Origin of the sequence: Tolypothrix sp. VBCCA 56010, assembly GCF_050875635.1 — a bacterium.
In the GTDB taxonomy this organism is placed as follows: Bacteria; Cyanobacteriota; Cyanobacteriia; order Cyanobacteriales; family Nostocaceae; genus Hassallia.
Genome location: NZ_JBPAOH010000138.1, coordinates 1 through 21,218 on the forward strand (window position 1 = coordinate 1; position 21,218 = coordinate 21,218).

General features: G+C 42.8%; 26 protein-coding genes and 1 pseudogene. 22 read left to right on the plus strand and 5 right to left on the minus strand.

The features are described from left to right. Positions 1-55 precede the first annotated feature (55 nt). Complete coding sequence (locus AABK37_RS31980; RefSeq protein ID WP_432555505.1) at positions 56-439, minus strand: hypothetical protein; 384 nt, start codon at positions 437-439, stop codon at positions 56-58. A gap of 307 nt (positions 440-746) precedes the next feature. Between AABK37_RS31980 and AABK37_RS31985 the strand changes: the two are divergent. The 3 genes and pseudogenes from AABK37_RS31985 to AABK37_RS31995 form a co-directional block, all read left to right on the plus strand. Beyond that, positions 747-1,002: pseudogene (locus tag AABK37_RS31985) on the plus strand (hypothetical protein); the annotation flags it as partial. A 74-nt stretch (positions 1,003-1,076) separates the two neighbouring features. Further along, complete coding sequence (locus AABK37_RS31990; RefSeq protein WP_432555506.1) at positions 1,077-1,544, plus strand: GNAT family N-acetyltransferase; 468 nt, start codon at positions 1,077-1,079, stop codon at positions 1,542-1,544. A 272-nt stretch (positions 1,545-1,816) separates the two neighbouring features. Continuing rightward, positions 1,817-2,056 (plus strand): Nif11-like leader peptide family natural product precursor, encoded by a 240-nt coding sequence (locus tag AABK37_RS31995; RefSeq protein WP_432555507.1) that lies wholly within the window; start codon positions 1,817-1,819, stop codon positions 2,054-2,056. Between the two features lie 330 nt (positions 2,057-2,386). Here the strand turns inward: AABK37_RS31995 and AABK37_RS32000 are convergent, their stop codons facing one another. Together AABK37_RS32000 and AABK37_RS32005 are read right to left on the minus strand one after the other, a co-directional pair. Further along, entirely contained in the window at positions 2,387-2,962 is a 576-nt protein-coding gene (locus AABK37_RS32000; RefSeq protein ID WP_432555508.1) for a DUF924 family protein, read from the minus strand. A gap of 5 nt (positions 2,963-2,967) precedes the next feature. After that, on the minus strand, positions 2,968-3,522 hold the full coding sequence (locus AABK37_RS32005; protein ID WP_432555509.1) for an SRPBCC family protein: 555 nt from the start codon (positions 3,520-3,522) through the stop codon (positions 2,968-2,970). Between the two features lie 412 nt (positions 3,523-3,934). Between AABK37_RS32005 and AABK37_RS32010 the strand changes: the two genes are divergently transcribed. The 12 genes from AABK37_RS32010 (at position 3,935) to AABK37_RS32065 (ending at position 13,594) form a co-directional block, all read left to right on the plus strand. Beyond that, positions 3,935-4,135: a hypothetical protein gene (locus AABK37_RS32010; RefSeq protein ID WP_432555510.1), complete on the plus strand. Its 201-nt coding sequence runs from the start codon at positions 3,935-3,937 to the stop codon at positions 4,133-4,135. A gap of 175 nt (positions 4,136-4,310) precedes the next feature. Beyond that, on the plus strand, positions 4,311-4,472 hold the full coding sequence (gene rd / locus AABK37_RS32015; protein WP_432555511.1) for a rubredoxin: 162 nt from the start codon (positions 4,311-4,313) through the stop codon (positions 4,470-4,472). A 56-nt stretch (positions 4,473-4,528) separates the two neighbouring features. Then, positions 4,529-5,755 (plus strand): NAD(P)/FAD-dependent oxidoreductase, encoded by a 1,227-nt coding sequence (locus AABK37_RS32020; RefSeq protein WP_432555529.1) that lies wholly within the window; start codon positions 4,529-4,531, stop codon positions 5,753-5,755. Positions 5,756-5,827: 72 nt separating this feature from the next. Further along, the gene (locus tag AABK37_RS32025; protein ID WP_432555512.1) at positions 5,828-6,058 is read left to right on the plus strand and encodes a glycosyltransferase; all 231 of its coding nucleotides are present in this window, start codon (positions 5,828-5,830) and stop codon (positions 6,056-6,058) included. A 102-nt stretch (positions 6,059-6,160) separates the two neighbouring features. Beyond that, the gene (locus tag AABK37_RS32030; RefSeq protein ID WP_432555513.1) at positions 6,161-6,331 is read left to right on the plus strand and encodes a hypothetical protein; all 171 of its coding nucleotides are present in this window, start codon (positions 6,161-6,163) and stop codon (positions 6,329-6,331) included. A 140-nt stretch (positions 6,332-6,471) separates the two neighbouring features. Continuing rightward, complete coding sequence (locus AABK37_RS32035; RefSeq protein WP_432555514.1) at positions 6,472-8,262, plus strand: ABC transporter ATP-binding protein; 1,791 nt, start codon at positions 6,472-6,474, stop codon at positions 8,260-8,262. A 39-nt stretch (positions 8,263-8,301) separates the two neighbouring features. Beyond that, on the plus strand, positions 8,302-9,930 hold the full coding sequence (locus AABK37_RS32040) for a glycosyltransferase (RefSeq protein WP_432555515.1): 1,629 nt from the start codon (positions 8,302-8,304) through the stop codon (positions 9,928-9,930). Next, positions 9,927-10,913 carry a polysaccharide deacetylase family protein gene (locus tag AABK37_RS32045; protein ID WP_432555516.1) on the plus strand — a complete coding sequence of 329 codons (987 nt, stop codon included), beginning with the start codon at positions 9,927-9,929 and terminating at the stop codon, positions 10,911-10,913. Before AABK37_RS32040 ends, AABK37_RS32045 begins: the two co-directional genes overlap by 4 nt. 174 nt (positions 10,914-11,087) lie before the next feature. Further along, positions 11,088-12,005 (plus strand): glycosyltransferase family 2 protein, encoded by a 918-nt coding sequence (locus AABK37_RS32050; RefSeq protein ID WP_432555517.1) that lies wholly within the window; start codon positions 11,088-11,090, stop codon positions 12,003-12,005. A gap of 40 nt (positions 12,006-12,045) precedes the next feature. Further along, entirely contained in the window at positions 12,046-12,255 is a 210-nt protein-coding gene (locus tag AABK37_RS32055; RefSeq protein WP_432555518.1) for a hypothetical protein, read from the plus strand. Positions 12,256-12,284: 29 nt separating this feature from the next. Then, complete coding sequence (lpxD, locus tag AABK37_RS32060) at positions 12,285-13,328, plus strand: UDP-3-O-(3-hydroxymyristoyl)glucosamine N-acyltransferase (protein ID WP_432555519.1); 1,044 nt, start codon at positions 12,285-12,287, stop codon at positions 13,326-13,328. 14 nt (positions 13,329-13,342) lie between these two features. After that, entirely contained in the window at positions 13,343-13,594 is a 252-nt protein-coding gene (locus tag AABK37_RS32065) for a hypothetical protein (protein ID WP_432555520.1), read from the plus strand. Here the strand turns inward: AABK37_RS32065 and AABK37_RS32070 are convergent. Together AABK37_RS32070 and AABK37_RS32075 are read right to left on the minus strand one after the other, a co-directional pair. Then, on the minus strand, positions 13,549-13,779 hold the full coding sequence (locus AABK37_RS32070; protein ID WP_432555521.1) for a bromodomain-containing protein: 231 nt from the start codon (positions 13,777-13,779) through the stop codon (positions 13,549-13,551). The two genes, AABK37_RS32065 and AABK37_RS32070, sit on opposite strands and share 46 nt — an antisense overlap. A gap of 155 nt (positions 13,780-13,934) precedes the next feature. Next, entirely contained in the window at positions 13,935-14,840 is a 906-nt protein-coding gene (locus tag AABK37_RS32075) for a CoB--CoM heterodisulfide reductase iron-sulfur subunit B family protein (protein ID WP_432555522.1), read from the minus strand. A 120-nt stretch (positions 14,841-14,960) separates the two neighbouring features. Here AABK37_RS32075 and AABK37_RS32080 point away from each other — a divergent pair, with 120 nt between their 5' ends. From AABK37_RS32080 to AABK37_RS32110, 7 genes are all read left to right on the plus strand, one after another. Then, a complete protein-coding gene (locus AABK37_RS32080; RefSeq protein WP_432555523.1) occupies positions 14,961-15,098 on the plus strand; it encodes a hypothetical protein in 138 nt (45 codons plus the stop codon). A gap of 75 nt (positions 15,099-15,173) precedes the next feature. Continuing rightward, positions 15,174-15,428: an acyl carrier protein gene (gene acpP / locus AABK37_RS32085; RefSeq protein WP_039754509.1), complete on the plus strand. Its 255-nt coding sequence runs from the start codon at positions 15,174-15,176 to the stop codon at positions 15,426-15,428. A 4-nt stretch (positions 15,429-15,432) separates the two neighbouring features. After that, positions 15,433-15,777 carry a hypothetical protein gene (locus tag AABK37_RS32090; protein ID WP_432555524.1) on the plus strand — a complete coding sequence of 115 codons (345 nt, stop codon included), beginning with the start codon at positions 15,433-15,435 and terminating at the stop codon, positions 15,775-15,777. Between the two features lie 90 nt (positions 15,778-15,867). After that, positions 15,868-17,118: a beta-ketoacyl-ACP synthase II gene (gene fabF, locus AABK37_RS32095; RefSeq protein WP_432555525.1), complete on the plus strand. Its 1,251-nt coding sequence runs from the start codon at positions 15,868-15,870 to the stop codon at positions 17,116-17,118. A 300-nt stretch (positions 17,119-17,418) separates the two neighbouring features. Beyond that, entirely contained in the window at positions 17,419-19,431 is a 2,013-nt protein-coding gene (tkt, locus tag AABK37_RS32100; RefSeq protein ID WP_432555526.1) for a transketolase, read from the plus strand. A gap of 128 nt (positions 19,432-19,559) precedes the next feature. Then, positions 19,560-19,856: a hypothetical protein gene (locus AABK37_RS32105; protein ID WP_432555527.1), complete on the plus strand. Its 297-nt coding sequence runs from the start codon at positions 19,560-19,562 to the stop codon at positions 19,854-19,856. A gap of 181 nt (positions 19,857-20,037) precedes the next feature. Continuing rightward, positions 20,038-21,039, plus strand: coding sequence for an ATP-binding protein (locus AABK37_RS32110; protein WP_432555528.1), 1,002 nt, complete (start codon positions 20,038-20,040; stop codon positions 21,037-21,039). Positions 21,040-21,218 lie beyond the last annotated feature (179 nt).

The window sequence follows — 21,218 nt, forward strand, 5'->3', positions numbered from 1 at the left end:
CTTGCCACACCTTGATTCCTTAAAAACTACCCATAAGGGTTTTGACCCTTCTTGCTTAGTCTCTCACAAAAATGGTCGGTTTATTTCCGCCACCCTGTACTAGAGTAATTTCTTTGGTTAAGTCATGCCCATCAACAAATTCCTCAACTAAATAAAATTCTCCATTTTCCTCAAAGTGGGCAAACAGCCTGGGAATCTGGTTATTTTCGTTGCCTAGCCGATACAAAGTCTCAGCTTCTTTTTCAAATCGCTGTTTGGCGATCGCTAAAATAGCAGGATCTGGGTTTTTTGGTTTAAGATGTTTGACAACACACTGAGGTTGTCCTGGTAAATCCAAATCAACAGCTACGTAAGTGTCACCAAATCCCCCACACCCCAATAGTTGGTCTATTCTGTAGCGATTCCGGAGCGTTTTTTCAATTAGAGAGAACTGGCTCATGTCGCGGCTCCTAAATTTTAAACCGACAACGGCTCTGACGCCGGATAAGAGAACAAATTACCAGCCGCTTAATTTCCTGGTGTTTGACGCAGTAATCTTCTAAGGCTTCGTATTTGCTCGTCGATACCTTTGTGGGCATTTTGATTTGATAAATTCATGTAAAGATTTTAAAGTATTATCCGTGAATCTAAGGGCGATAAGTTAAGTAAAGTTAACACAAGCTTGATAAGCTGGACAGATTTTTACTATGACTGCCGCAAAGATTGAGCGATACCTACGGTGGGCTTCCCTTCTCTTCTCCTGTCACCAGACGCTGCGCGAACGCCAACGCAAGATTTCTCTGAAACTTTCCGATGCTGCTCTTGACTTTTTAGCCGAAGTAGGATATTACCCAGTATTTGGGGCACGTCCTTTAAAGAGAGCGATTCAACGCGAGTTAGAAACTCAAATTGCCAAAGCTATCTTGCGCGGTGAATTCAACGATCGCGATACCATTTTTGTGGATGTGCAAGGAGGAGCGTTTGTCTTTCAATCGCTTGCCGGCTGAGGTGTTTACAGGCTAATTAGATGCAAGATTAAGACCCCCCATATATTGTAGAGACGGTATGGTGTTTTTATTAATGTTAATTCAACAAAGATGAAAAGCCATCTAGCACTCGCAGGTCCGTTTTACGGCAAAGCTGAGGTTTGTGAATCAATACTTAAAGTCTTACCGCAATGGTTTGGGAAAGAGACAGCGGTAATTCAATACCTGAAAGACATAGAAAGGCTACCAACTTTACTTGCTGTAGTAGATAATGAATGTGTAGGTTTTATTACCTTCAAGCTGCATAATGAATACGCAGCGGAACTGTATATTATGGGCGTTCGTCCCGAATATCACCGTCAAGGTATTGGTCGTGCGTTAGTGAGGCGTGTAGAGTCGATTATACGTCAGCAGAGTATAGAATACTGGCAGGTTAAGACTCTTGCATCTTCTCACCCAGATAAATTTTATGCACGGACGAGAGCGTTTTATTTCAGTATGGGATTTAGACCTTTAGAAGTATTTACACAACTTTGGGGCGAAGATAATCCCTGTATGTTAATGGTCAAGCGCTTATAAATTGCTTATATAAAAAAAATTATTCATCAAAAAATACTAAGTAAGTAAGTGGGCGTAATTAAAGATAAGATGTAATTATTGTTCGTAGTGAGCGGTTTACCGCTCAATTGCATTCATTTTTAAGCACTTTTAAGCACTGAAGTGCTTACTACGTTAGATCGCGTTTATTTACACTTGAGTACTTAAGTCGATTATTCAACCCGGAATTATCTAGTTAAGTAATGTAGTTTTACAATGAATGCACAAGTAACAATCAACAAAGGATAAATTTTATGTCTTTAGAACAGGTTGATGCTTTTTATGACCTTGTGAGTTCAGATCAAGCTATTTACGAGCAATATTACAATAACTGCTGTCGTCTGGGATTTTTAGGCAGCTATCATTGGGATAAAAGCAAGATTGTTGATTTTGCGGCTAATCTGGGCTACAGCTTTAGTGAAAATGATTTAGATCAAGTATGGTTTGGAAATGAGCCAAGTTTTTCTGCTCAATCGCTGAATTTATCCAAATAAAAGCATATGTCTTGAATTAATTGGCATTTTTATATTTTTTAACTGAATAATTTTAGAATATACGTTTTGATATGACTACAATCAAAGGCGCTTTCCCCACCGAGGAAAGCGTATTTTGTAGTAAATTTACCTAAAAGTATGCTAAAAAAAGTCATAAAATATACTGAAAAACCCCTCTCCAAACCTCTCCCCCACCTCTCCCTAACCCTCCCCTACAAGGGGAGGGAAGAGGAGCAGCTTTTATTACTGGAGAGGCTTTGAAATTCCCCCCTTCCCTTGTAGGGAAGGGGGGTAGGGGGGGTTAGGTTCCGATTTTGATGTTTACATTCTCTAAAAACCTGAACCTGGTTGCTGTAAAAATTCTTCTTCCTCTAAGCTGGAAATGCGCCCTAAAATTGCATTGCGATGAGGAAATCGCCCAAAACGCTCAATTATTTCTAGGTGACGATATGCATATTCAATTGCTTCAGCGCTGTCAGGATCGTGGCTGAGTTGCTGAAATAGCTTTACACTCTGATGCTGATGATCTAGATTTTCGCTGTGTTCAAAAGGTAAGTAGATAAACCAGCGTTGTACAGGCAAAAAGTGGCGATCGTAACCGAGTGCGATCGCCTGCTGCGCTGCTGAAAGTGCTTCCCAATCAGTCGCGAAGGCTTCAGGAGTATCGCGAAATATACATCGGGGAAACTGATCTAACAACAAAATCAGCGCTAGACAAGTTTCCGGTAAATCGATCCAATCGTCTAGGTGTCCGGCTGCCGCTTTTTGGTAATCTGTGCCGAATCGAGTTCGCAGTTCTTCATCAAACTCTGGTGTTTTATTAAACCAAGTTTTTCGAGGTTTACCGTAATTCGGTTCATCGGGATGACCAAACCAAAATTCTAAAATAGGTTTTGCCTGTGACATTGGTATTACTGACCTAACATAAGCACTTGTCGCATTTTACGCATATTTGCGGGCAATTCTAAATTCATTGCTTGCTGAATAAACATCGACGGTATGGGAATATTAGGCGTAGCTTGGACAGTATAAGCTAGCAATGTGCCGTTACCGCAATCTTTTAGCTCTAAATTAGCTGTAAAGTCTTCAAAAGTTCCTTTTTCCATTCTAAATTGAATTCGCTGCCCAATTTCTTCGGCAACGTTGAGGTAGATTTCAACTTGCGCTGTGAAAAATAAAAATGCTTTTTGTGCTGCTTGATACAGACGCTTGACTTCACCTCGTTGTATAATCTCGCTCTTTGTAATATCAGGAAAATATTGCACCCAACGCGGGTAATCTGTGAGTTGCTGCCAGACATGCGATCGCACTAAAGGAACATACATCCAAGCGGTGACAGCACCACCCCAAGCATTGTGCGATCGCGTTTCCACCAAAATCTCACCCTGCATCAGTAACTTTTGCTTGTCTTGACTCCAAGTCATATCGGAACCTCTAGTAATATTTGGGATATAAGACGCAGACATATTGATTTTGGTTACTCCTCAAACCCATTTACGCAGTTAAAATGTGAGCCAGCGCGTTGCGGAGCCAGTTGCGTGGGCGGGTTTCCCGACTTGAGCAATCTGGCGTGGGGTTTCCCCCGTTGTAGCGACTGGCGAACCCGAAGGGTAAAGTCTTTAACTTCATCGATGACAACCGACTAATTGTAGTTCCACTTCCATAAATAAATTTTCCGGAAAAACTCCTTCTAAGGTTATTATTCCCAAGATTTACGGAAAAGTATGTAATTTTATGATGAATTTCCCCCTTCATGGGAAAATACTGAACTAGCTTTAAAGTACAGCCTTTGACACTACTCGTCTATGACGTAAAATTATGAAGTTTTTGCCTTTTCGTTATGCTTTGATAAGCTGTTGCGATCAAGCGGGCAATTATATGAGTCAATCTTCTAATAAATTAAATCGTCGATTAACCCAAACTTGCGGCTTCCTTTTTGGAATTGCGATCGCCGTTTGGGTACTCAGAGGCTTTGGAATTCTCGGTTTTATGCCAGGAGGTGTGATTTGGCTGTTGTTTTTAGCGGCATTCGCTTTTGCGATTCTCAGTTATCTACAAAAAACTTGGTGGCGCTTTTAGGAGCGCAAAAACGCCCGTCCCCCCCCCGCAGGCTGGAAGCCTGGGGCTACACAAACGAAGCCTGCCTTCGCAGGCTCTATATTTAGCCTGCGAAGGCAGGCTTTGTTTGTATAGCTTCACCCTTACAGGGTGTAAGATATCAAAAAATGCAGATGATTAAACAGGGGAGGCAAACATGGAACAGTATGTATGTAGCGTCTGCGCCTATGAATACGATCCGGAAGCAGGCGATCCAGATAGCGGAATTGAACCAGGCACAGCTTTTGAAGATATACCAGATGATTGGGTGTGTCCGGTTTGCGGTGCAGGCAAAGAGGAATTTGAACCCGCAGAATAATAAAAAAATAGCTAGTCTAGAATTAAGACGCTGTTATTTTATTAGGGAATTCAAGTCTGTTGCAATTGAAAGTTGTTGTAATTGGAGGTGGGGCAGCCGGATTTTTTAGCGCGATCGCTACCAAGAAAGCGAATCCGCACGCCCATGTTACTTTAATTGAAGCCAGCCAAATCGTGTTGGCGAAAGTTCGCGTTTCTGGTGGGGGACGCTGTAATGTCACTCACGCTTGTTTTGACCCAGCCATTTTAGTGCAAAATTATCCCAGAGGCGGAAAAGCCCTCCGGGGTGCTTTTTCTCGCTTTCAAACCAAAGATACGATAACTTGGTTTGCAATGCATAAAGTACCGCTGAAAACTGAAGCTGATGGACGAATGTTTCCGATTACGAATACTTCGGAAACGGTTGTCAATTGTTTGCTGAATACTGCTTTTGAAGCTGGGGTAGAAATTCGCACTTCTGCACCTGTAGTAGCGGTAAAACGACAAAATGAAGGCTTTGAAATTATTTTCAAGTCGGGAGAAACTATAAAGTGCGATCGCTTGCTTTTAGCAACGGGAAGCAACCCTGTAGGCTATAGAATAGCTAAAGAACTCGGTCATCAAATTGAGACACCTGTTCCTTCTTTATTTACTTTCAATCTTGGTGATGAAAAATTGCGCTCATTAGCCGGTGTTAGCGTTGAATCGGCACGTTTGCGCTTATTGTGCGGTGGAAAATCTCAATTAGAACAAAATGGACCTTTGCTAATTACTCATTGGGGTTTGAGTGGACCGGCGGTGTTGAAACTTTCGGCTTGGGGTGCGAGAGTATTGCGCGAAAGTCACTATCAAGCCACTTTGATGATAAATTGGTTGCCTGATTTGCAGCAAGATGAAGTGCGGCAAAAAATCTTAGCAGTTAAAAATGAATGGGGAAAAAAGGCGATCGCTTTACATCGTGGTGTTGATTTACCGCATCGTTTGTGGCAATACATCATTGCCCGTTCAGATATTACTACAGAAGAACGCTGGGCAGAAATATCTAACAAAAAATTAAATAAACTTATTCAAGAACTGACTCAGGGAGAATATTTAATCAACGGTAAAGGTGTCTTCAAAGAAGAATTTGTTACCTGTGGTGGTGTCAACTTAAAAGAAGTCAACTTTAAGACAATGGAAAGCCGCATAATTCCCGGACTTTATTTTGCTGGAGAAATCCTCGATATTGATGGAGTTACCGGCGGGTTTAACTTCCAAAGTGCTTGGACTACAGGATATTTAGCCGGTTTAGCAATGGCAAGATGATATTAACAAACTCGCCTCGCATTTTAAATCTGTAAAAACTGTAGTTTGATGACTAGATGAGTGTGGATAACTATGCAGTCGAGTTTTGAATTACCTATCGTATCTGTGATTATTCCCGCATATAATGCTGAAGTTTTTATTGAGATAACTCTTAAATCTGTCAGATCGCAAACATATAAAAATATTGAAGTTTTATATCATGTCCGCTTAATTAACAGTAATAAAAAAACCGTAACTCTCGTAGAGACGTTCCACAACCTTTGTAGAGACGTTCCACGCAAAACGTCTCTACATCATATGTAATAAACCTGTCATGATATTAGCGATCGCACACTCACAATAAGTGAATATATAGCGGTTTTGGTGTTGGATACAATACCATAAAGAACCCAGTAGGGACAATTCATGAATTGTCCCTACTGCGTTTGGGTATTTGACGCAAGTGAGAACCGCTATATTGCCCCAATTGATGCTGATGACATTTGGTATCCTGAAAATCTAGAAAAACAAGTGCAATGTATGCTATCGTCCGAACAATCTGTAGGATTGACCTACGCACTTGTCAGCACACATTGATGAGGAAAGATTACTAACTGGCAGATATGATTATTAAAGATTAACTCAAATTGCTAAAAATTATTATCAAACATATTAAAACTAGACAAGTTTTTTGGAAGATTAAGTGCTATTATATACCTGGCGTTTAATATAAACTAATGAAAAGTACGGGAATAATTAAAAAACTATTTCCACTGCTAAACCTTTACCCGTGGGCAATTCCAGTAATTATCATTTTAGGAATTTTAACTTCTTTATCTGAAGGTTTGGGAATTAGCTTATTTATTCCATTTCTTCAAAGTTTAGAACCAGGAAACTCTCAATCGGCAAGTGGAACATTTTTAGGAACTATTTTAAATCGATTATTTAGTGATATTCCCCCAAGTAACCGACTGCTAATTATTCCATTAACTATTTTCGGGTGCGTTCTCCTAAAAAATTTACTTGCTTACAGCAGTTCGCTTCTTTCGGTTTGGCTTTATTGGCGTATTGGTTCTCAATTAGTATCTAAACTTTTTCAACAGATATTAAGCGTAAACTATAATTTTTTAGACTCGAAGCAATCAGGTAAATTAGTCAATACACTGCATACGGAAAGTTGGCGTGTATGTGATGCAATATTACTTTTAATTAATCTAATAATCAATTTTTCTACAGTTCTTGTATTTGTTATCTTCTTAATGCTAACTTCTTGGCAACTAACTTTTTTAGTAGCTGTTGCTTTGTTAGGAATTTCACTAATAATTCAGCAAGTAACACGCCAAACAAAGAAGTTAGGAAGACAAGCAGTACAGGCAAACGATCGCCTTGCTAATCGAATGATCGAAGGCTTTTATGGAATGAGGGTAATTAGAGCTTTTGGTCAAGAAGCTTACGAATATAAGCGTTTTGAGAAGCTAACAAATGAGGTAAGTCTTGCCGCATTAAAATTGGCGAAACTCTACACCATATCCGGACCACTTTCGGAAGTTTTATCGGTGGCTTTGTTGGTGTGTATTATGATTATCGCTTTGCAAAATAAAGCGAATTTACCGACTTTGTTAACCTTTATCTTTATGCTTTATCGCTTACAGCCATCGGTGAGGAGATTGGATAGCGATCGCGTAAATTTAATTGGCTTATTAGCATCAGTTGAAGATGTCGTATCTCTGTTAGAAATTCCCGAACAACAATTTATTCGTACAGGAAATGTTTATTGTCATGGTTTAAAGCGATCGCTCACATTTAAATCTGTTGGTTTTCGCTACAATCCCACAGACAAACCTGCACTAAACGGCGTTTCTTTTTCTATTAACAAAGGAAAAACTACAGCTATAGTTGGACCTTCAGGTGCGGGCAAATCGACGCTGATTGGTTTAATTTGCCGTTTTTATGACGTTACACAAGGAGAAATTTACGTTGACGATCGTCCTTTACGAGAATTAGATTTAGCATCTTGGCGAAATCACATTGCGATTGTCAGCCAAGACGTTTATGTTTTTAATACCACAGTGCGGGAGAATATAGCTTACGGTCGTTTAGATGCTACAGAAGCGGAAATTATCAACGCGGCTAAACAAGCAAACGCTGACGAGTTTATCAATAAATTACCCGAAGGCTATGATACCATATTGGGCGATCGCGGCGTTCGTCTTTCCGGCGGACAAAGACAGCGCATAGCTTTAGCGCGTGCTATTATCCGCGATCCGCAAATATTTATTCTCGACGAAGCAACTAACGCACTCGATAGCGTTTCTGAAAACATAATTCAAGAGGCAATTAATACATTTGGTCAAAATCGCACAGTAATTATTATCGCCCATCGTTTATCCACAATTGAACAAGCAGATAAAATCCTTGTCTTACAAGAAGGACGAGTTGTAGAACAAGGAAATTTTCCGCAATTGTTACAACTTAACGGGTTATTTTCACAGCTTTATCGCTTACAATACGGTGGAGTTGAAAAATGAACATTATCATACTTAATTTTTCTTTTTACACAGAAAAGAATGACTACCAAACCATTGGTTTCTATCGTCAACATTTTCTTCAATGCGGAAAAGTATTTTGCCGAAGCAATAGAAAGTGTAATAGCTCAAACCTATGACAATTGGGAACTGTTGTTAGTAGATGACGGTTCAACCGACAAAAGTACAGAAATTGCGATTAATTACGCAGAGAAATATCCCGGAAAAATACGTTATCTACAACATCCAGAACACAAAAATGTAGGTAAAAGCAGTTCTCGCAATGTTGGGATCAACAACGCTAAAGGTGATTATATTGCTTTGCTTGATGCGGATGATATTTTTTTGCCGCCAAAATTGGAAAAACAAGTAGCAATTTTAGAATCTCACCCGGAAGCGGGGATGGTTTATGGACCTAGCTTATATTGGTACAGTTGGACGGGGAATAAAAGCGATCGACAGCGGGATTGTTTTGCAAAACTTGGTGTTGAACCGAATAATCTGTTTTATCCCCCAACTTTACTTACTTTGTATTTAACAGATACAGGTACCGTACCTTCCCCTTGTGGACTGTTAGCGCGACGAGATGTAATAGAAGCTACAGGTGGATTTGACGAAAGAATCCAACATTTATATGAAGATCAAGTTTTTTTTGCAAAAATGTGCTTGAAAGCACCCGTATTTGTAGAAAGTGGATGTTGGGACAAGTATCGGCAGCATTTAGAGTCTAGCTCTAACATTGCCATTGCTACAGGAGAATATCATCCAGTAAAACCGAATCCAGCACATAAAACTTACTTATATTGGCTAGAAGAGTATATATCGCCACAGAATATCAATGATACACAACTGGTGAAGGCATTAGATGAAGCATTAGTGCCATATCGGTATCCACTTAAGTATATTAACAGTCGCATGAAGCAAAAACTAAAATCAATTGCCAAACGTAGATTACCATCTGTTGTTCACCGTTGGATAGGAACGCAAATGTGGGGTGACAGATATATCCCACCAGTGGGTGCAGTAGACTTTGGTAGTTTGCGAAGAGTCACACCAATCAGCCGACAATTTGGTTTTGACCGAGGTTTACCGGTTGACCGTTATTATATAGAAAAGTTTCTCGCTGCAAATAAAGCTGATATTAAAGGACGTGTTTTAGAAATTGGTGATAATTCTTATACCCGCCAATTTGGAGGAGATAACGTCACCCAAAGCGATGTGCTTCATGTTGTCGAAGGTAATCCACAAGCAACCATAGTTGGGGATTTAACTAATGCCGAACATATACCTTCAGATGCGTTTGACTGCTTAATTTTGACGCAAACATTGCAGATGATTTACGATGTGCGATCGGCATTGAAAACAATTTACCGCATTCTCAAACCTGGTGGAGTGGCGTTAGTCACAATACCCGGAATTACTCACATCAGTGAGGACGAGTGGGCAAAATACTGGTGTTCTAATTTTACCAGCAAATCAGCACAACTGTTGTTTGTAGAGTTCTTCCCAGAAGCAAATATTCAGCTAGAGACTCACGGAAATGTATTAGCAGCGATCGCCTTTTTGTCAGGTGTAGCTACCGAAGAACTGCATTCATCAGAATTAGAACATCGCGATCGCCAATATGAACTAATCATAACTGTCCGCGCCATCAAACCACAAGAAACATGATGAGAATACCTGGAAGCAGCATAAAGCGAATTGCAAAGCGTGTGCGAAACCGCATCGCACCAGGCGGACTAATTCTAATGTACCATCGAGTAACTGACATTGAAAGCGATCCTTGGAAATTGTGCGTCAGTCCATCTTATTTTGCCGAACATTTGCAAGTATTACAAAAACTTGGTTCAGTGGTGCGTTTACAACAATTAAACCAAACTTTGGAAAATGGGAAACGTCCCCATCGTCAAATAGTTATCACCTTTGATGATGGTTACGTCGATAATCTGCATAACGCAAAACCTTTATTAGAACAATATGAAATTCCTGCCACAATCTTTCTCACAACAGGATACATGCAACAAAAGCGTGAATTTTGGTGGGATGAACTAGAAAGAATATTACTACAGCCAAAAACTTTACCAGAAATTTTGTCTTTAAATATTAACGGTACTAACCATGAATGGAAATTCAGCTCTAAATCAGATAACCATCTCAATTTTCCCCGTCAGCTTTATTACTCACTTTACCAACTACTTTACCCCTTATCAAATAAAGAGCGATCGCATCTTCTAGATCAACTACTTTTATGGGCAAACGTCAAGTTAGAATTGCGTCCAACTCACCGCATGATGACATTAGAAGAAATATCAAGCTTACAACAAAACAGCATCATTGAAGTTGGCGGTCATACAGTCACACATCCGTTTCTTTCCACAATTTCCCCAGAACAACAGCAAAAAGAAATTCAGCAAAATAAAGCAGAACTAGAAGAGATTTTCGGACACTCAATCGAAAGTTTTGCTTACCCGCACGGAAACTATAACCTACATACCAGCGATTTAGTTCGCCAAGCTGGATTTACCTGCGCTTGTACCACCAACGCAAACATTGTCGGCAAAAAAAGCGATCGCTTTCAACTACCTCGCTTTGCCGTAGAAAATTGTAACGGAGAACAATTCGCCAAACAACTATCAAACTGGTTTGCAAATTAAAACAAAACCTACGCAGAAACCCTACCTACCTCTTTCCTTGGCTTCCTTGGCTACTTGGTGAGTCCAGCCCCCGACGGGCGCGGTTTCCCTGATCGATGGGGGACTGGCGAACCCGTTCGCGCAGCGTCTCCCTTTGGGAGAAGGGCGGTTCGTTTTCTTAAACTTTCCTAAAATATGAATAACAAACCCTTAATCTCCGGTATAACAATATTCTTAAATGGTGAAAAATTCATCTTTGAAGCGATCGCCAGCGTCTTAGCTCAAACTTACGACAACTGGGAACTACTATTAGTAGATGACGGTTCCACGGATAATAGCAGTGCGATCGCTCAAACTTATGCAGATAAATATCCACAAATCCGCTACTTAGAACATCCAAACCACGAAAATCGGGGAATGAGTGCTTCCCGCAACTTGGGTATCCGCAACGCTAAAGGAGATTATATCGCCTTTTTAGACGCTGATGATATCTGGCTTGCGCCGAAACTCGAAAAACAACTAGCAATTTTGCAATCACACCCCCAAGCCGGCATGGTTTACGGAGCAACGCAGATGTGGTACAGTTGGACTGGTAATCCCGAAGATATGACACGCGATCGCTACCGTCTACTTGGTGTCAAACCCGATACATTGATTCAACCACCAAATCTGCTCCCGCTTTTTTTACGCGCAAAAGCAGAAACACCCGGTACTTGTGGAGTTCTGATTAAACGCGAAGTCATAGAAGCTGTTGGTGGACATGAAGAAAGCTTTCGCAGCATGTATGAAGACCAAGCTTTCTTCGCTAAAATTTGCTTGAAATACCCCGTATTTATCGAGAGTGGCTGTTGGGATAAATATCGACAACACCCTGATTCTAGTTGTTACGTAGCCGAGCGAACAGGAGAATATCATATCGCAGAAATAAGTCCTAGCTACGCGAATTACTTAAATTGGCTAGAGGAATATTTGATTAAAGAAAAGCTCGTAAATACCGAAGTCTGGCAAGCTTTACAAAGTCTATTATTTTTCGTGCGCCATCCTTCAATTTATCGCATTTATCGACGTATCCGGCGCATTATCTGGAAATTCAAGGCACTACTCAAGAAATAAAGGAAGAGGAAAATGGGGAATGGGGCATGGGTAATGGGTAATGGGCAATGGGCAATTGTTTAATGGGCAATGGGAACGTGAGAATAAAGTCAAATCTTTTTCCGATGCCCCATGCCCCATGCCCCATGCCCCATGCCCCATGCCCCATGCCCCATGCCCAATTACCCTTTTCCCTTCTGCAAAAAGTGCGATCGCATGGCAACCTTCATCTACAGAAAACAATCATGAAGGAATAGCGATAATTATCTAGCCTTTGTAAATGGCTTCTGAATAAACAACATGAAATTTAGCGAAATCGTTGAAAAACTCAAAGGCAGCGTCAGCGCGAACAGCCTCACAGCTAATAAAGACGAAGATATCGAAATTACAGGAGTAGCAGCGGTTGATGAAGCGATCGCAGGTCATCTCAGCTACATAGAGGGACCAAAATTTGCCTCTTTTGTCGGCAAGACCAATGCTAGTGCTTTAATTTTACCACAAGACGAAACATTACAAAAGCTTGCATCAGAACGCGGTATCGTTTGGATAGCCACGCGAGATCCGCGCTTGATGTTTGCTGCATCGATCGCACTTTTTTATCAACCATACCGCCCAACTCCAGAAATACATCCTACCGCCGTAATTCACCCGACAGCAAAAATTGGCACTGATGTTTACATTGGTGCCCATGCAGTGATTCAGCAGCAAGCAGAAATCGGCAATCAAGTCTGCATTCATCCGAATGCAGTAGTTTACCCAAATGTGAAAATAGGCGATCGCACAATCTTACACGCTAATTGTACCATCCACGAACGCGCCCGCATCGGTGCAGATTGCGTCATTCACAGTGGTGCTGTCATCGGTGCAGAAGGCTTTGGCTTTGTTCCCATTGCCAGCGGTTGGTTCAAAATGGAACAATCCGGTTATACTGTCTTAGAAGATGGCGTAGAAATTGGCTGCAACAGCGCCATAGACCGCCCATCCGTCGGTGAAACCCGCATTGGACGCAGTACCAAAATTGACAATTTAGTGCAAATAGGACACGGATGCCAAATAGGTGCATACTGTGCTATAGCCGGACAATCTGGGATGGCAGGAGGGGTAAAAATTGGCAATCGGGTTATTTTGGCAGGACAATCAGGAATAGCCAATCAAGCGAAAATGGGTGATGGTGCGATCGCTACAGCGCAAGCCGGAATTCTAAGCGATGTTCCCCCAGGAGAAATTGTTTCTGGAACACCGGCAATGCCTCACAAAATCTTTTTGAGAGTAGCTGCTATTTATAGCCGCCTACCACAAATGTATCAAACATTGAAACAATTGCAGCATTTAGGGCAAAAGTAAGGAATTAGGGGGAATTGGGCATTGGGCAATGGGCATTGGGCAATGGGCAATGGGAACGTGAGAATAAAGTCAAATCTTTTTCCGATGCCCCATGCCCTATGCCCCATGCCCCATGCCCCATGCCCTATGCCCCATGCCCCATGCCCCATACCCCATGCCCCATGCCCTATGCCCTATGCCCCATGCCCTATGCCCCATGCCCCATTACCGATTACCGATTTTATAACTCGTTTAAATCATCCTCGCTTTCATCACCAGCAGAGTGAGGTAATATAGAGCGATCGTCATCTGCGATTCGCGTGGGTAAGCCTAAATGCTTACGAGCATCTTGCTCTGCAATATTACGGTCTTCATCGGTATCAAACTGTTGCTCATCCAGGAGATATTTGCTACGTGCTGCTTGATCTAGACTTGGAGCTTGACCATTCTTCCACTTATACTTAAAGTCCATAAATCAACCTCAACTAATCACTGGCATTTAATCGCATCGCCTTTGTTGAGTACCTCTAACGCTAGATAGGTTGAGGAAATTATTTTCTTCAACCTTTAAGCGCTTTTTTAACGTAGTAACGACTTTAGTCGTTAAATTAAGCGTTAAAACGCTTACTACAAACTCAATTTCTCCAACACTGGCTTAGTAGAAACAATGTGCCTTTCTAAACCGAGTTCTTGCGGACTAACTCCTAACGCCAAAGCAATCAACTGTGGTAAATGCAACACCGGCAAACCTAATTTTTGCCCGATGACTTTTTCCACCTCAGGCTGACGAGAATCTAAATTCAAATGACACAGCGGACAAGGTGTGACAATACAATCAGCACCAGATGTTAGTGCATCTTGAATATGCATCCCCGCCATTCTGAAAGATTGGCTAGTAGCATAACTCGAAAGAGGCCATCCGCAACATTGCGTCCGACCTCGATAATAAATTGGCGTTGCACCGATTGCCTGAAAAACATTTTCCATCGCTTGCGGTTGGAAAGGGTCATCATAAGGCATAGATTTTTGGGCACGGAGAAGATAACAGCCATAAAAAGCCGCGCATTTTAACCCACTTAATTTACGGGTGACTCGTTTTTGAATTTCCTCTATACCATAATCTGTTACCAAAGCATACAGGAGATGTTTAACTTCAGTACTTCCCCGATAAGGCGAACAGCTTTCTTTTTCCAAAAAGCGATTAACTTTGTCGATGTATTGGGGGTCAGTTTTTTGGCATTCTTTCAAGCGCTCATCAACGTGACCAATCACGCCTTGACAAGTGCTGCAATGTGTGAGTAGCGGCAAATTTAATTCTTCTGCTAAAGCAATATTCCGGGCATTAACCGTATCTTCCAACAGTTGAGAATCTTCCTTAAAAGTGCCGGAACCGCAGCAAGCAGCCTTTTTCAATTCTACCAGTTCAATACCCAGAGCTTTAGTTAAAGCTTTGGTTGACAAGCTTAACTCGCGGCAAGCACCTTGGGCAACACAACCTGGAAAGTAAGCGTATTTTAGCGTCTGAGATAGCATGGAAGTATATTTGGGTTAGGGCAGTTGCCCTTAAACAATAACTGTTTTATCATTTCTTGTCCGTGATGCTGGCAAAGCTTTGTATCTAAATTGGGACATCGGCGAAAAATTTAGTCACAATTGAATAAGGAAAGCATTTACATTCATCAGCGCGATCGCTTGCTTCAATTGGCGTTGCCCAACTGTTCTTTAATAGAAAATGGGTCAGGGATTTTCCTTGTGAAAAACCCTCGACAGTGTACGGGCGATCGCGGTTGACGATAAGATGTATATGCTCAAAACCACATCGCCCATAAAGGGCGGATCGTAGCAACTGGTTAAGGACTTTTATCTATGAGTGAAGCGGAAATTTTTGAAAAGGTCAAGAAAATCGTCGCCGAGCAACTTAGCGTTACTGAGGCTGACACGATTAAACCACAATCCAATTTTGCCAACGATCTACAGGCTGATTCCCTAGATACAGTTGAACTGGTAATGGCTTTAGAAGAAGAATTTGATATTGAAATTCCCGATGAAGCCGCCGAAAAAATTACCACAGTTCAAGAAGCAGTAGACTACATCAACAACAAAGTTGCCGCATCCGCCTAAAAGCATGGGGAATGGGGAATGGGGAATGGGGACAAGGGGACAAGGAGACAAGGAGACAAGGAGACAAGGGGGCAGGGAGGGGGAGTTTGTCTCTCCATCTCCCCATTCTCACGCCAGTCGCACGCCAGGTGCTACAACGGGGGGAACCCCACGCCAGTCGCCTCAAGTCGGGAAACCCGCCCAGGCGAAAGCGGCTCCGCAACGCACTGGCTCCTCAACGGAGGGAACCTCCGCACAGCGCTGGCTCCCCAACCCCACTTCGTGGGGACGCATGTGCCCCCCATCCCCCACTCCCCCACTCCCCCCACTCTCCCCACTCCCCTTCGGGTTCGCCAGTCCCCCATCGTGACGGAGACCGCCAAGACGGGGGCTGGTCTCACCTACTCCCTACTCCCTACTCCCCCTTTTATGCAGCTTTCTCGCCACCCTAACTATCGTCATGACAGATTTTATACGTAAGCGCGTTGTTGTAACTGGTGTTGGCGCGATTACACCGATTGGTAAAACACCAGCCGAATATTGGTCCGGATTAATGGAAGGACGCAATGGCATCGACTACATCAGTTTATTTGATGCAAAGAGCCATGATTGCCGCATTGCTGGTGAGGTGAAAGACTTCGATCCACATGAGTACATGGAGCGCAAAGAAGCCAAGCGCATGGATCGGTTTTCCCAATTTGGAGTTGCGGGTGCAAAACAGGCTCTAGCAGATGCTGGATTAGTCATCAATGACCTAAACGCCGAACAAGTGGGTGTAATCATCGGTTCCGGGGTTGGTGGCATTAAAGTGATGGAAGACCAGCAAACGATCTACCTCAACCGAGGTCCCGATCGCTGTAGTCCTTTCATGATTCCGATGATGATCGCTAACATGGCAGCGGGGTTGACAGCAATTCACACTGGTGCTAGAGGTCCTAATTCCTGCTCCGTCACTGCCTGCGCCGCCGGCTCGAATGCGATTGGAGATGCTTTTCGCCTAATTCAAAATGGATATGCCCAAGCGATGATTTGCGGTGGATGCGAAGCGGCAGTTACACCCTTGTCTCTAGCTGGATTTGCCGCATGTAAAGCCCTTTCGTGTCGGAATGATGACCCGGCACACGCTAGCCGTCCATTTGACCGCGATCGTAACGGATTTGTCATGGGTGAAGGTGCGGGAATTTTAATTCTAGAAGAGCTGCAACACGCCTTAAGTCGCAAGGCTCGTATTTATGCGGAAATTGTCGGCTATGGCATGACTTGTGATGCCTACCATATCACCTCCCCCGTCCCCGGTGGTGAAGGAGCCGCCAGAGCCATACAACTGGCATTAAAAGACGGCGGAATAACTCCAGATATGGTAAACTACATCAACGCTCACGGCACCAGCACCCCGGCGAACGATTCGACAGAAACCGCCGCGATGAAAAAAGCTCTGGGAGAACATGCTTATAAAATAGCAATCAGTTCCACCAAATCCATGACCGGTCATTTGTTGGGTGGTTCTGGAGGCATTGAAGCCGTGGCAACAGTATTGGCGATCGCCAACGATAAAATTCCCCCGACAATTAATTTAGAAAACCCAGATCCAGAGTGTGACCTGGATTATGTTCCCAACACAAGCCGCAATTTGAATGTCGATGTGGCACTTTCCAATTCTTTTGGGTTTGGCGGACACAATGTCACGCTAGCCTTTAAGAAGTACCGCTAAGATCACGCCACATGCTTTAACGGAGGGAACCTCCGCACCGCAGTGGCTCCAAAATCTGCCGCTGGTCGGATCTCTTGATATTAGGAAGCAAAATGTATCAAAAATGTCATTCTGCTTTGATTTAAGAGTTCAGCGTGACCAGATTATCTGTTTGATCGATCGCTCTAATTCAAGAGATCCCGCTTGTCTGTCGTCAGCAGGCAATGGGATGATGAGGATACTGCTTGGGGTGATAAACCAAAACAACCCCAGTAATGATTAGCTTAAAGAGTGCTAAACCGTCGTTAAATATAAGAGATTATGGCTGTTGCAACCCAATCCCTCGAAGAACTTTGTATTAACTCGATTCGCTTTTTGGCTATTGATGCCGTAGAAAAAGCCAAATCGGGACACCCAGGACTGCCAATGGGTGCGGCACCAATGGCGTTTGTGCTGTGGGACCGCTTTATGCGGTATAATCCCAAAAATCCCAAGTGGTTTAACCGCGATCGCTTTGTATTGTCAGCCGGTCACGGTTCGATGTTGCAGTATGCCCTCCTACACCTGACAGGCTTTGACAGCGTAAGTATTGAAGACATCAAGCAGTTCCGTCAGTGGGAATCCAAAACCCCAGGACACCCGGAAAACTTCATGACCGAAGGTGTAGAAGTTACTACCGGACCATTAGGACAAGGAATTGCCAATGCTGTCGGTTTAGCGATCGCAGAAGCGCACCTAGCCGCGAAATTTAACAAACCCGATGCCAAAATTGTTGACCACTACACCTACGTAATTTTGGGTGATGGTTGCAACATGGAAGGCGTATCCGGTGAAGCTTGTTCTTTCGCAGGACACTTGGGATTAGGCAAACTCATCGCTCTGTACGACGATAACCACATCTCTATCGATGGTTCTACAGATATAGCATTCACCGAAGATGTTTCCAAGCGCTTTGAAGCATACGGCTGGCATGTTTTGCATGTCGAAGATGGTAATAAAGATTTAGACGCAATTGAAAAGGCGATCGCCGAAGCTAAATCTGTCACCGACAAGCCATCAATGATTAAGGTGACAACCACCATCGGTTACGGTTCCCCCAACAAACAAAACACCGCAGGCATTCACGGTGCAGCGTTAGGTGGCGATGAAGTAGCTTTAACCCGGAATAACTTAGAATGGACATACGAGCCTTTCGTAGTTCCAGAAGATGCCAAAAATCACATGGGTAAAGCCGTTGAGCGCGGCGCTAACTACGAAGATGAGTGGAATAACACTTTTGCCGACTACAAAGCCAAATACGCCGAAGAAGCGGCTCTATTTGAACGTTTCATTAGTGGCAAACTCCCCGACGGTTGGGACAAAGTACTACCCACCTACACCCCGGAAGACAAAGGAATACCCACCCGCAAACACTCAGAAAACTGCCTCAACAAACTAGCGAAGGTTTTACCTGAGTTAATTGGTGGTTCCGCTGACTTAACCCACTCCAACCTGACCGAAATCAAAGGCATCGGCGACTTCCAAAAAGGACATTACGAAAACCCCAACATCCACTTTGGCGTGCGGGAACACGCTATGGGCGCAATTTGTAACGGTATAGCGCTGCATCAATCGGGATTAATTCCTTACGGTGCCACCTTTTTGATTTTCACAGATTACATGCGTGCTGCCATCCGCTTATCTGCCCTGTCGAGAGCGGGTTCGATTTGGGTGATGACTCACGACTCGATTGGACAAGGTGAAGACGGTCCAACGCACCAACCGATTGAAACTTTAGCTTCTTTGAGAGCGATTCCTAACTTAATAGTGATTCGTCCCGCAGACGGAAACGAATCTTCTGGTGCTTACAAAGTAGCGATCGAGAAGTCGAAGGAAAACGCTCCCACTTTGTTAGCGTTCACCCGTCAAAATGTCCCCAACTTAGCAGGTACATCGATTGAGGGCGTTACCAAGGGTGCATACACGGTGGTAGATTCTGAAGGTACACCGGAGTTAATCCTGATTGGTACTGGTTCCGAATTAAACTTGTGTGTCACCGCAGCTGAAAAACTCACCAGCGAAGGTAAGAAAGTCCGTGTTGTCTCAATGCCTTCTTGGGAACTGTTTGAAGCACAGGATGCAGCTTATAAAGAGTCTATTCTGCCTAAAGCCGTTACCAAGCGCGTGTCTGTAGAAGCTGCCGCTAGTTTCGGCTGGCACAAGTACATCGGCACCGAAGGCGATACTGTTAGCATCGATCGCTTTGGTGCTTCCGCTCCTGGTGGCGTTTGTATGGAGAAGTTTGGCTTCACAGTTGATAATGTGTTAGCAACAGCCAAGAAAGTTTTGGGTTAATTCGCAACAGATTAATCTCGTTTTTTTGAAGGGTTGGGCATTTTGTCCGCCCTTTTTTTTAACGCAAAGGAGCGCTGAGGTTTACGCAGAGGGACGCTGAGGGAGATTGATTATAATTGGGGTAATTAATGAGGTATTCAAAGAAAGTTATGCACGAAGTTTCTAGCGAAAGAGCTGCACTTCTAGCCCGAATATCCACAATAGTAGAAAATTTCATGCAAAAGGATACTAGCTATCAGCATTACCTAGATAAAGATAAAGCAATTCAAATGATATTTAAATACTATTCGGAGAAAGTTTCTATGGAGAAACTCAAAGTTATGTCTGATTTCAAATTAACAGGCTTTGTTGAGGGAAACATGATGACTCTGCTGTTGATTGAAGGAGAAGATGATATAGACCTGAAAGCGATGCACTATATTTAGATATGCTAAATTCCGGATCAAGAAAGCAAATAATATTTTATATAACTTAATGTAATGATTAAGGATAGGGCGATACCTGCGGCACGCGGGTACGCGATCGCGTTATAATCTTTAATGCACTCCAAAAATATAGTACAATAGTACTAAATGGAAAAAATTACTATTTATACTGAGAGGCAGTATGAAAGCAGAGCTTCTCAAGAGATTTTTTAGGGCGATCGCTAGTTCAGATCAAGAGGCGATTGATAAGCTCACACACCTAGTAATTGAGGAAGAACGCAGTAGAGGACACACGCTCTTAGCTGACCAGTTAGAGAATATCACTAAAAAGAGCCAGAAAGAGAAGTCTACCGACATCAGCAAACCTGTTTCCTCAGTACCAGACACCTTACAAGCGCTAACTGAATTACCAACCAGTAAGCGATTTAATCTTCCCTTAGTAACTATCATACCAAGGGAGAAATTGCGACATCACATGGTGTTGCCGGAAAATATTGAGAAACGTTTTCGCCGAATTGAGCGTGAGTATGCAGCAAGAGATAGGCTTGCTCATCATGGACTGCGTTACAGGCAAAAAATTCTGCTCTATGGTCCCCCTGGCTGTGGAAAGACGCTAGGAGCAGAACGTTTGGCTTGGAATACAGGTTTACCACTCCTGAAAGTGCGGTTTGATGCAATGGTGTCATCTTTTCTAGGCGAAACTGCAAGCAATTTGAGACTTGTATTTGAGGATGCTTCAAAAAATCCATGTTTGTTGTTTCTTGATGAATGTGACTCAATTGCTAAGACACGAGAAGATTCTCAAGAAGTAGGAGAAATTAAGCGAGTAGTTAATACATTTCTCCAAATTTTAGATGAATATCAACCGTCTTCGGGGCTTTTGGTAGCAGCAACGAACCTAAATAAATCTCTGGATACTGCCCTTTGGAGAAGATTTGATGACTTAATTGCAGTACCCAAACCCGGAGAACAAGAGCTAGAATTTATACTAAAGGAAACACTATCTGCAATTGAAGTGGGATCTATCAACTGGTCAAAGATTATTGAGCAGATGAAAGGTTTTTCTGCGGCTCAAGCTGTGAGGGTTGCACAGGATGCAGCTAAACGAGCAATCCTTGAACGAGAGGAGCTAGTCATTCACGAACACTTAGAAGAAGCGATCGCAGAAATAAAAGTTTCCTAGGATTAATTTTTGGTGTCCGGAGAAATAAATGGTTGAAAGTTCTCAGGGTTTTCCGCATATCGATCTCAAGTTAACAGGGAGCATCCCACTTTGGCAAAAATATATTAACCCTGTGTTGTGGGTTATCTTGGGTTATCAATAGGACTTACGCACGCTCTCAAATTTCTTATCTTGTGCAT

Excerpts from the sequence above, each read along its gene's own strand:
- AABK37_RS32025 (WP_432555512.1), top strand. The coding sequence starts at position 5,828 with ATGCAGTCGAGTTTTGAATTACCTATCGTATCTGTGATTATTCCCGCA.
- acpP (WP_039754509.1), top strand. The coding sequence starts at position 15,174 with ATGAGTGAAGCGGAAATTTTTGAAAAGGTCAAGAAAATCGTCGCCGAG.
- AABK37_RS32010 (WP_432555510.1), top strand. The coding sequence starts at position 3,935 with ATGAGTCAATCTTCTAATAAATTAAATCGTCGATTAACCCAAACTTGC.
- AABK37_RS32035 (WP_432555514.1), top strand. The coding sequence starts at position 6,472 with ATGAAAAGTACGGGAATAATTAAAAAACTATTTCCACTGCTAAACCTT.
- AABK37_RS31980 (WP_432555505.1), bottom strand. The coding sequence starts at position 439 with ATGAGCCAGTTCTCTCTAATTGAAAAAACGCTCCGGAATCGCTACAGA.
- fabF (WP_432555525.1), top strand. The coding sequence starts at position 15,868 with ATGACAGATTTTATACGTAAGCGCGTTGTTGTAACTGGTGTTGGCGCG.
- AABK37_RS32040 (WP_432555515.1), top strand. The coding sequence starts at position 8,302 with ATGACTACCAAACCATTGGTTTCTATCGTCAACATTTTCTTCAATGCG.
- AABK37_RS32055 (WP_432555518.1), top strand. The coding sequence starts at position 12,046 with ATGGGCAATGGGCAATTGTTTAATGGGCAATGGGAACGTGAGAATAAA.
- tkt (WP_432555526.1), top strand. The coding sequence starts at position 17,419 with ATGGCTGTTGCAACCCAATCCCTCGAAGAACTTTGTATTAACTCGATT.
- AABK37_RS32075 (WP_432555522.1), bottom strand. The coding sequence starts at position 14,840 with ATGCTATCTCAGACGCTAAAATACGCTTACTTTCCAGGTTGTGTTGCC.
- AABK37_RS32110 (WP_432555528.1), top strand. The coding sequence starts at position 20,038 with ATGAAAGCAGAGCTTCTCAAGAGATTTTTTAGGGCGATCGCTAGTTCA.
- rd (WP_432555511.1), top strand. The coding sequence starts at position 4,311 with ATGGAACAGTATGTATGTAGCGTCTGCGCCTATGAATACGATCCGGAA.
- AABK37_RS32030 (WP_432555513.1), top strand. The coding sequence starts at position 6,161 with ATGAATTGTCCCTACTGCGTTTGGGTATTTGACGCAAGTGAGAACCGC.
- AABK37_RS31995 (WP_432555507.1), top strand. The coding sequence starts at position 1,817 with ATGTCTTTAGAACAGGTTGATGCTTTTTATGACCTTGTGAGTTCAGAT.
- AABK37_RS32000 (WP_432555508.1), bottom strand. The coding sequence starts at position 2,962 with ATGTCACAGGCAAAACCTATTTTAGAATTTTGGTTTGGTCATCCCGAT.
- AABK37_RS31990 (WP_432555506.1), top strand. The coding sequence starts at position 1,077 with ATGAAAAGCCATCTAGCACTCGCAGGTCCGTTTTACGGCAAAGCTGAG.
- AABK37_RS32050 (WP_432555517.1), top strand. The coding sequence starts at position 11,088 with ATGAATAACAAACCCTTAATCTCCGGTATAACAATATTCTTAAATGGT.
- AABK37_RS32070 (WP_432555521.1), bottom strand. The coding sequence starts at position 13,779 with ATGGACTTTAAGTATAAGTGGAAGAATGGTCAAGCTCCAAGTCTAGAT.
- lpxD (WP_432555519.1), top strand. The coding sequence starts at position 12,285 with ATGAAATTTAGCGAAATCGTTGAAAAACTCAAAGGCAGCGTCAGCGCG.
- AABK37_RS32005 (WP_432555509.1), bottom strand. The coding sequence starts at position 3,522 with ATGTCTGCGTCTTATATCCCAAATATTACTAGAGGTTCCGATATGACT.
- AABK37_RS32105 (WP_432555527.1), top strand. The coding sequence starts at position 19,560 with ATGAGGTATTCAAAGAAAGTTATGCACGAAGTTTCTAGCGAAAGAGCT.
- AABK37_RS32090 (WP_432555524.1), top strand. The coding sequence starts at position 15,433 with ATGGGGAATGGGGAATGGGGAATGGGGACAAGGGGACAAGGAGACAAG.
- AABK37_RS32045 (WP_432555516.1), top strand. The coding sequence starts at position 9,927 with ATGATGAGAATACCTGGAAGCAGCATAAAGCGAATTGCAAAGCGTGTG.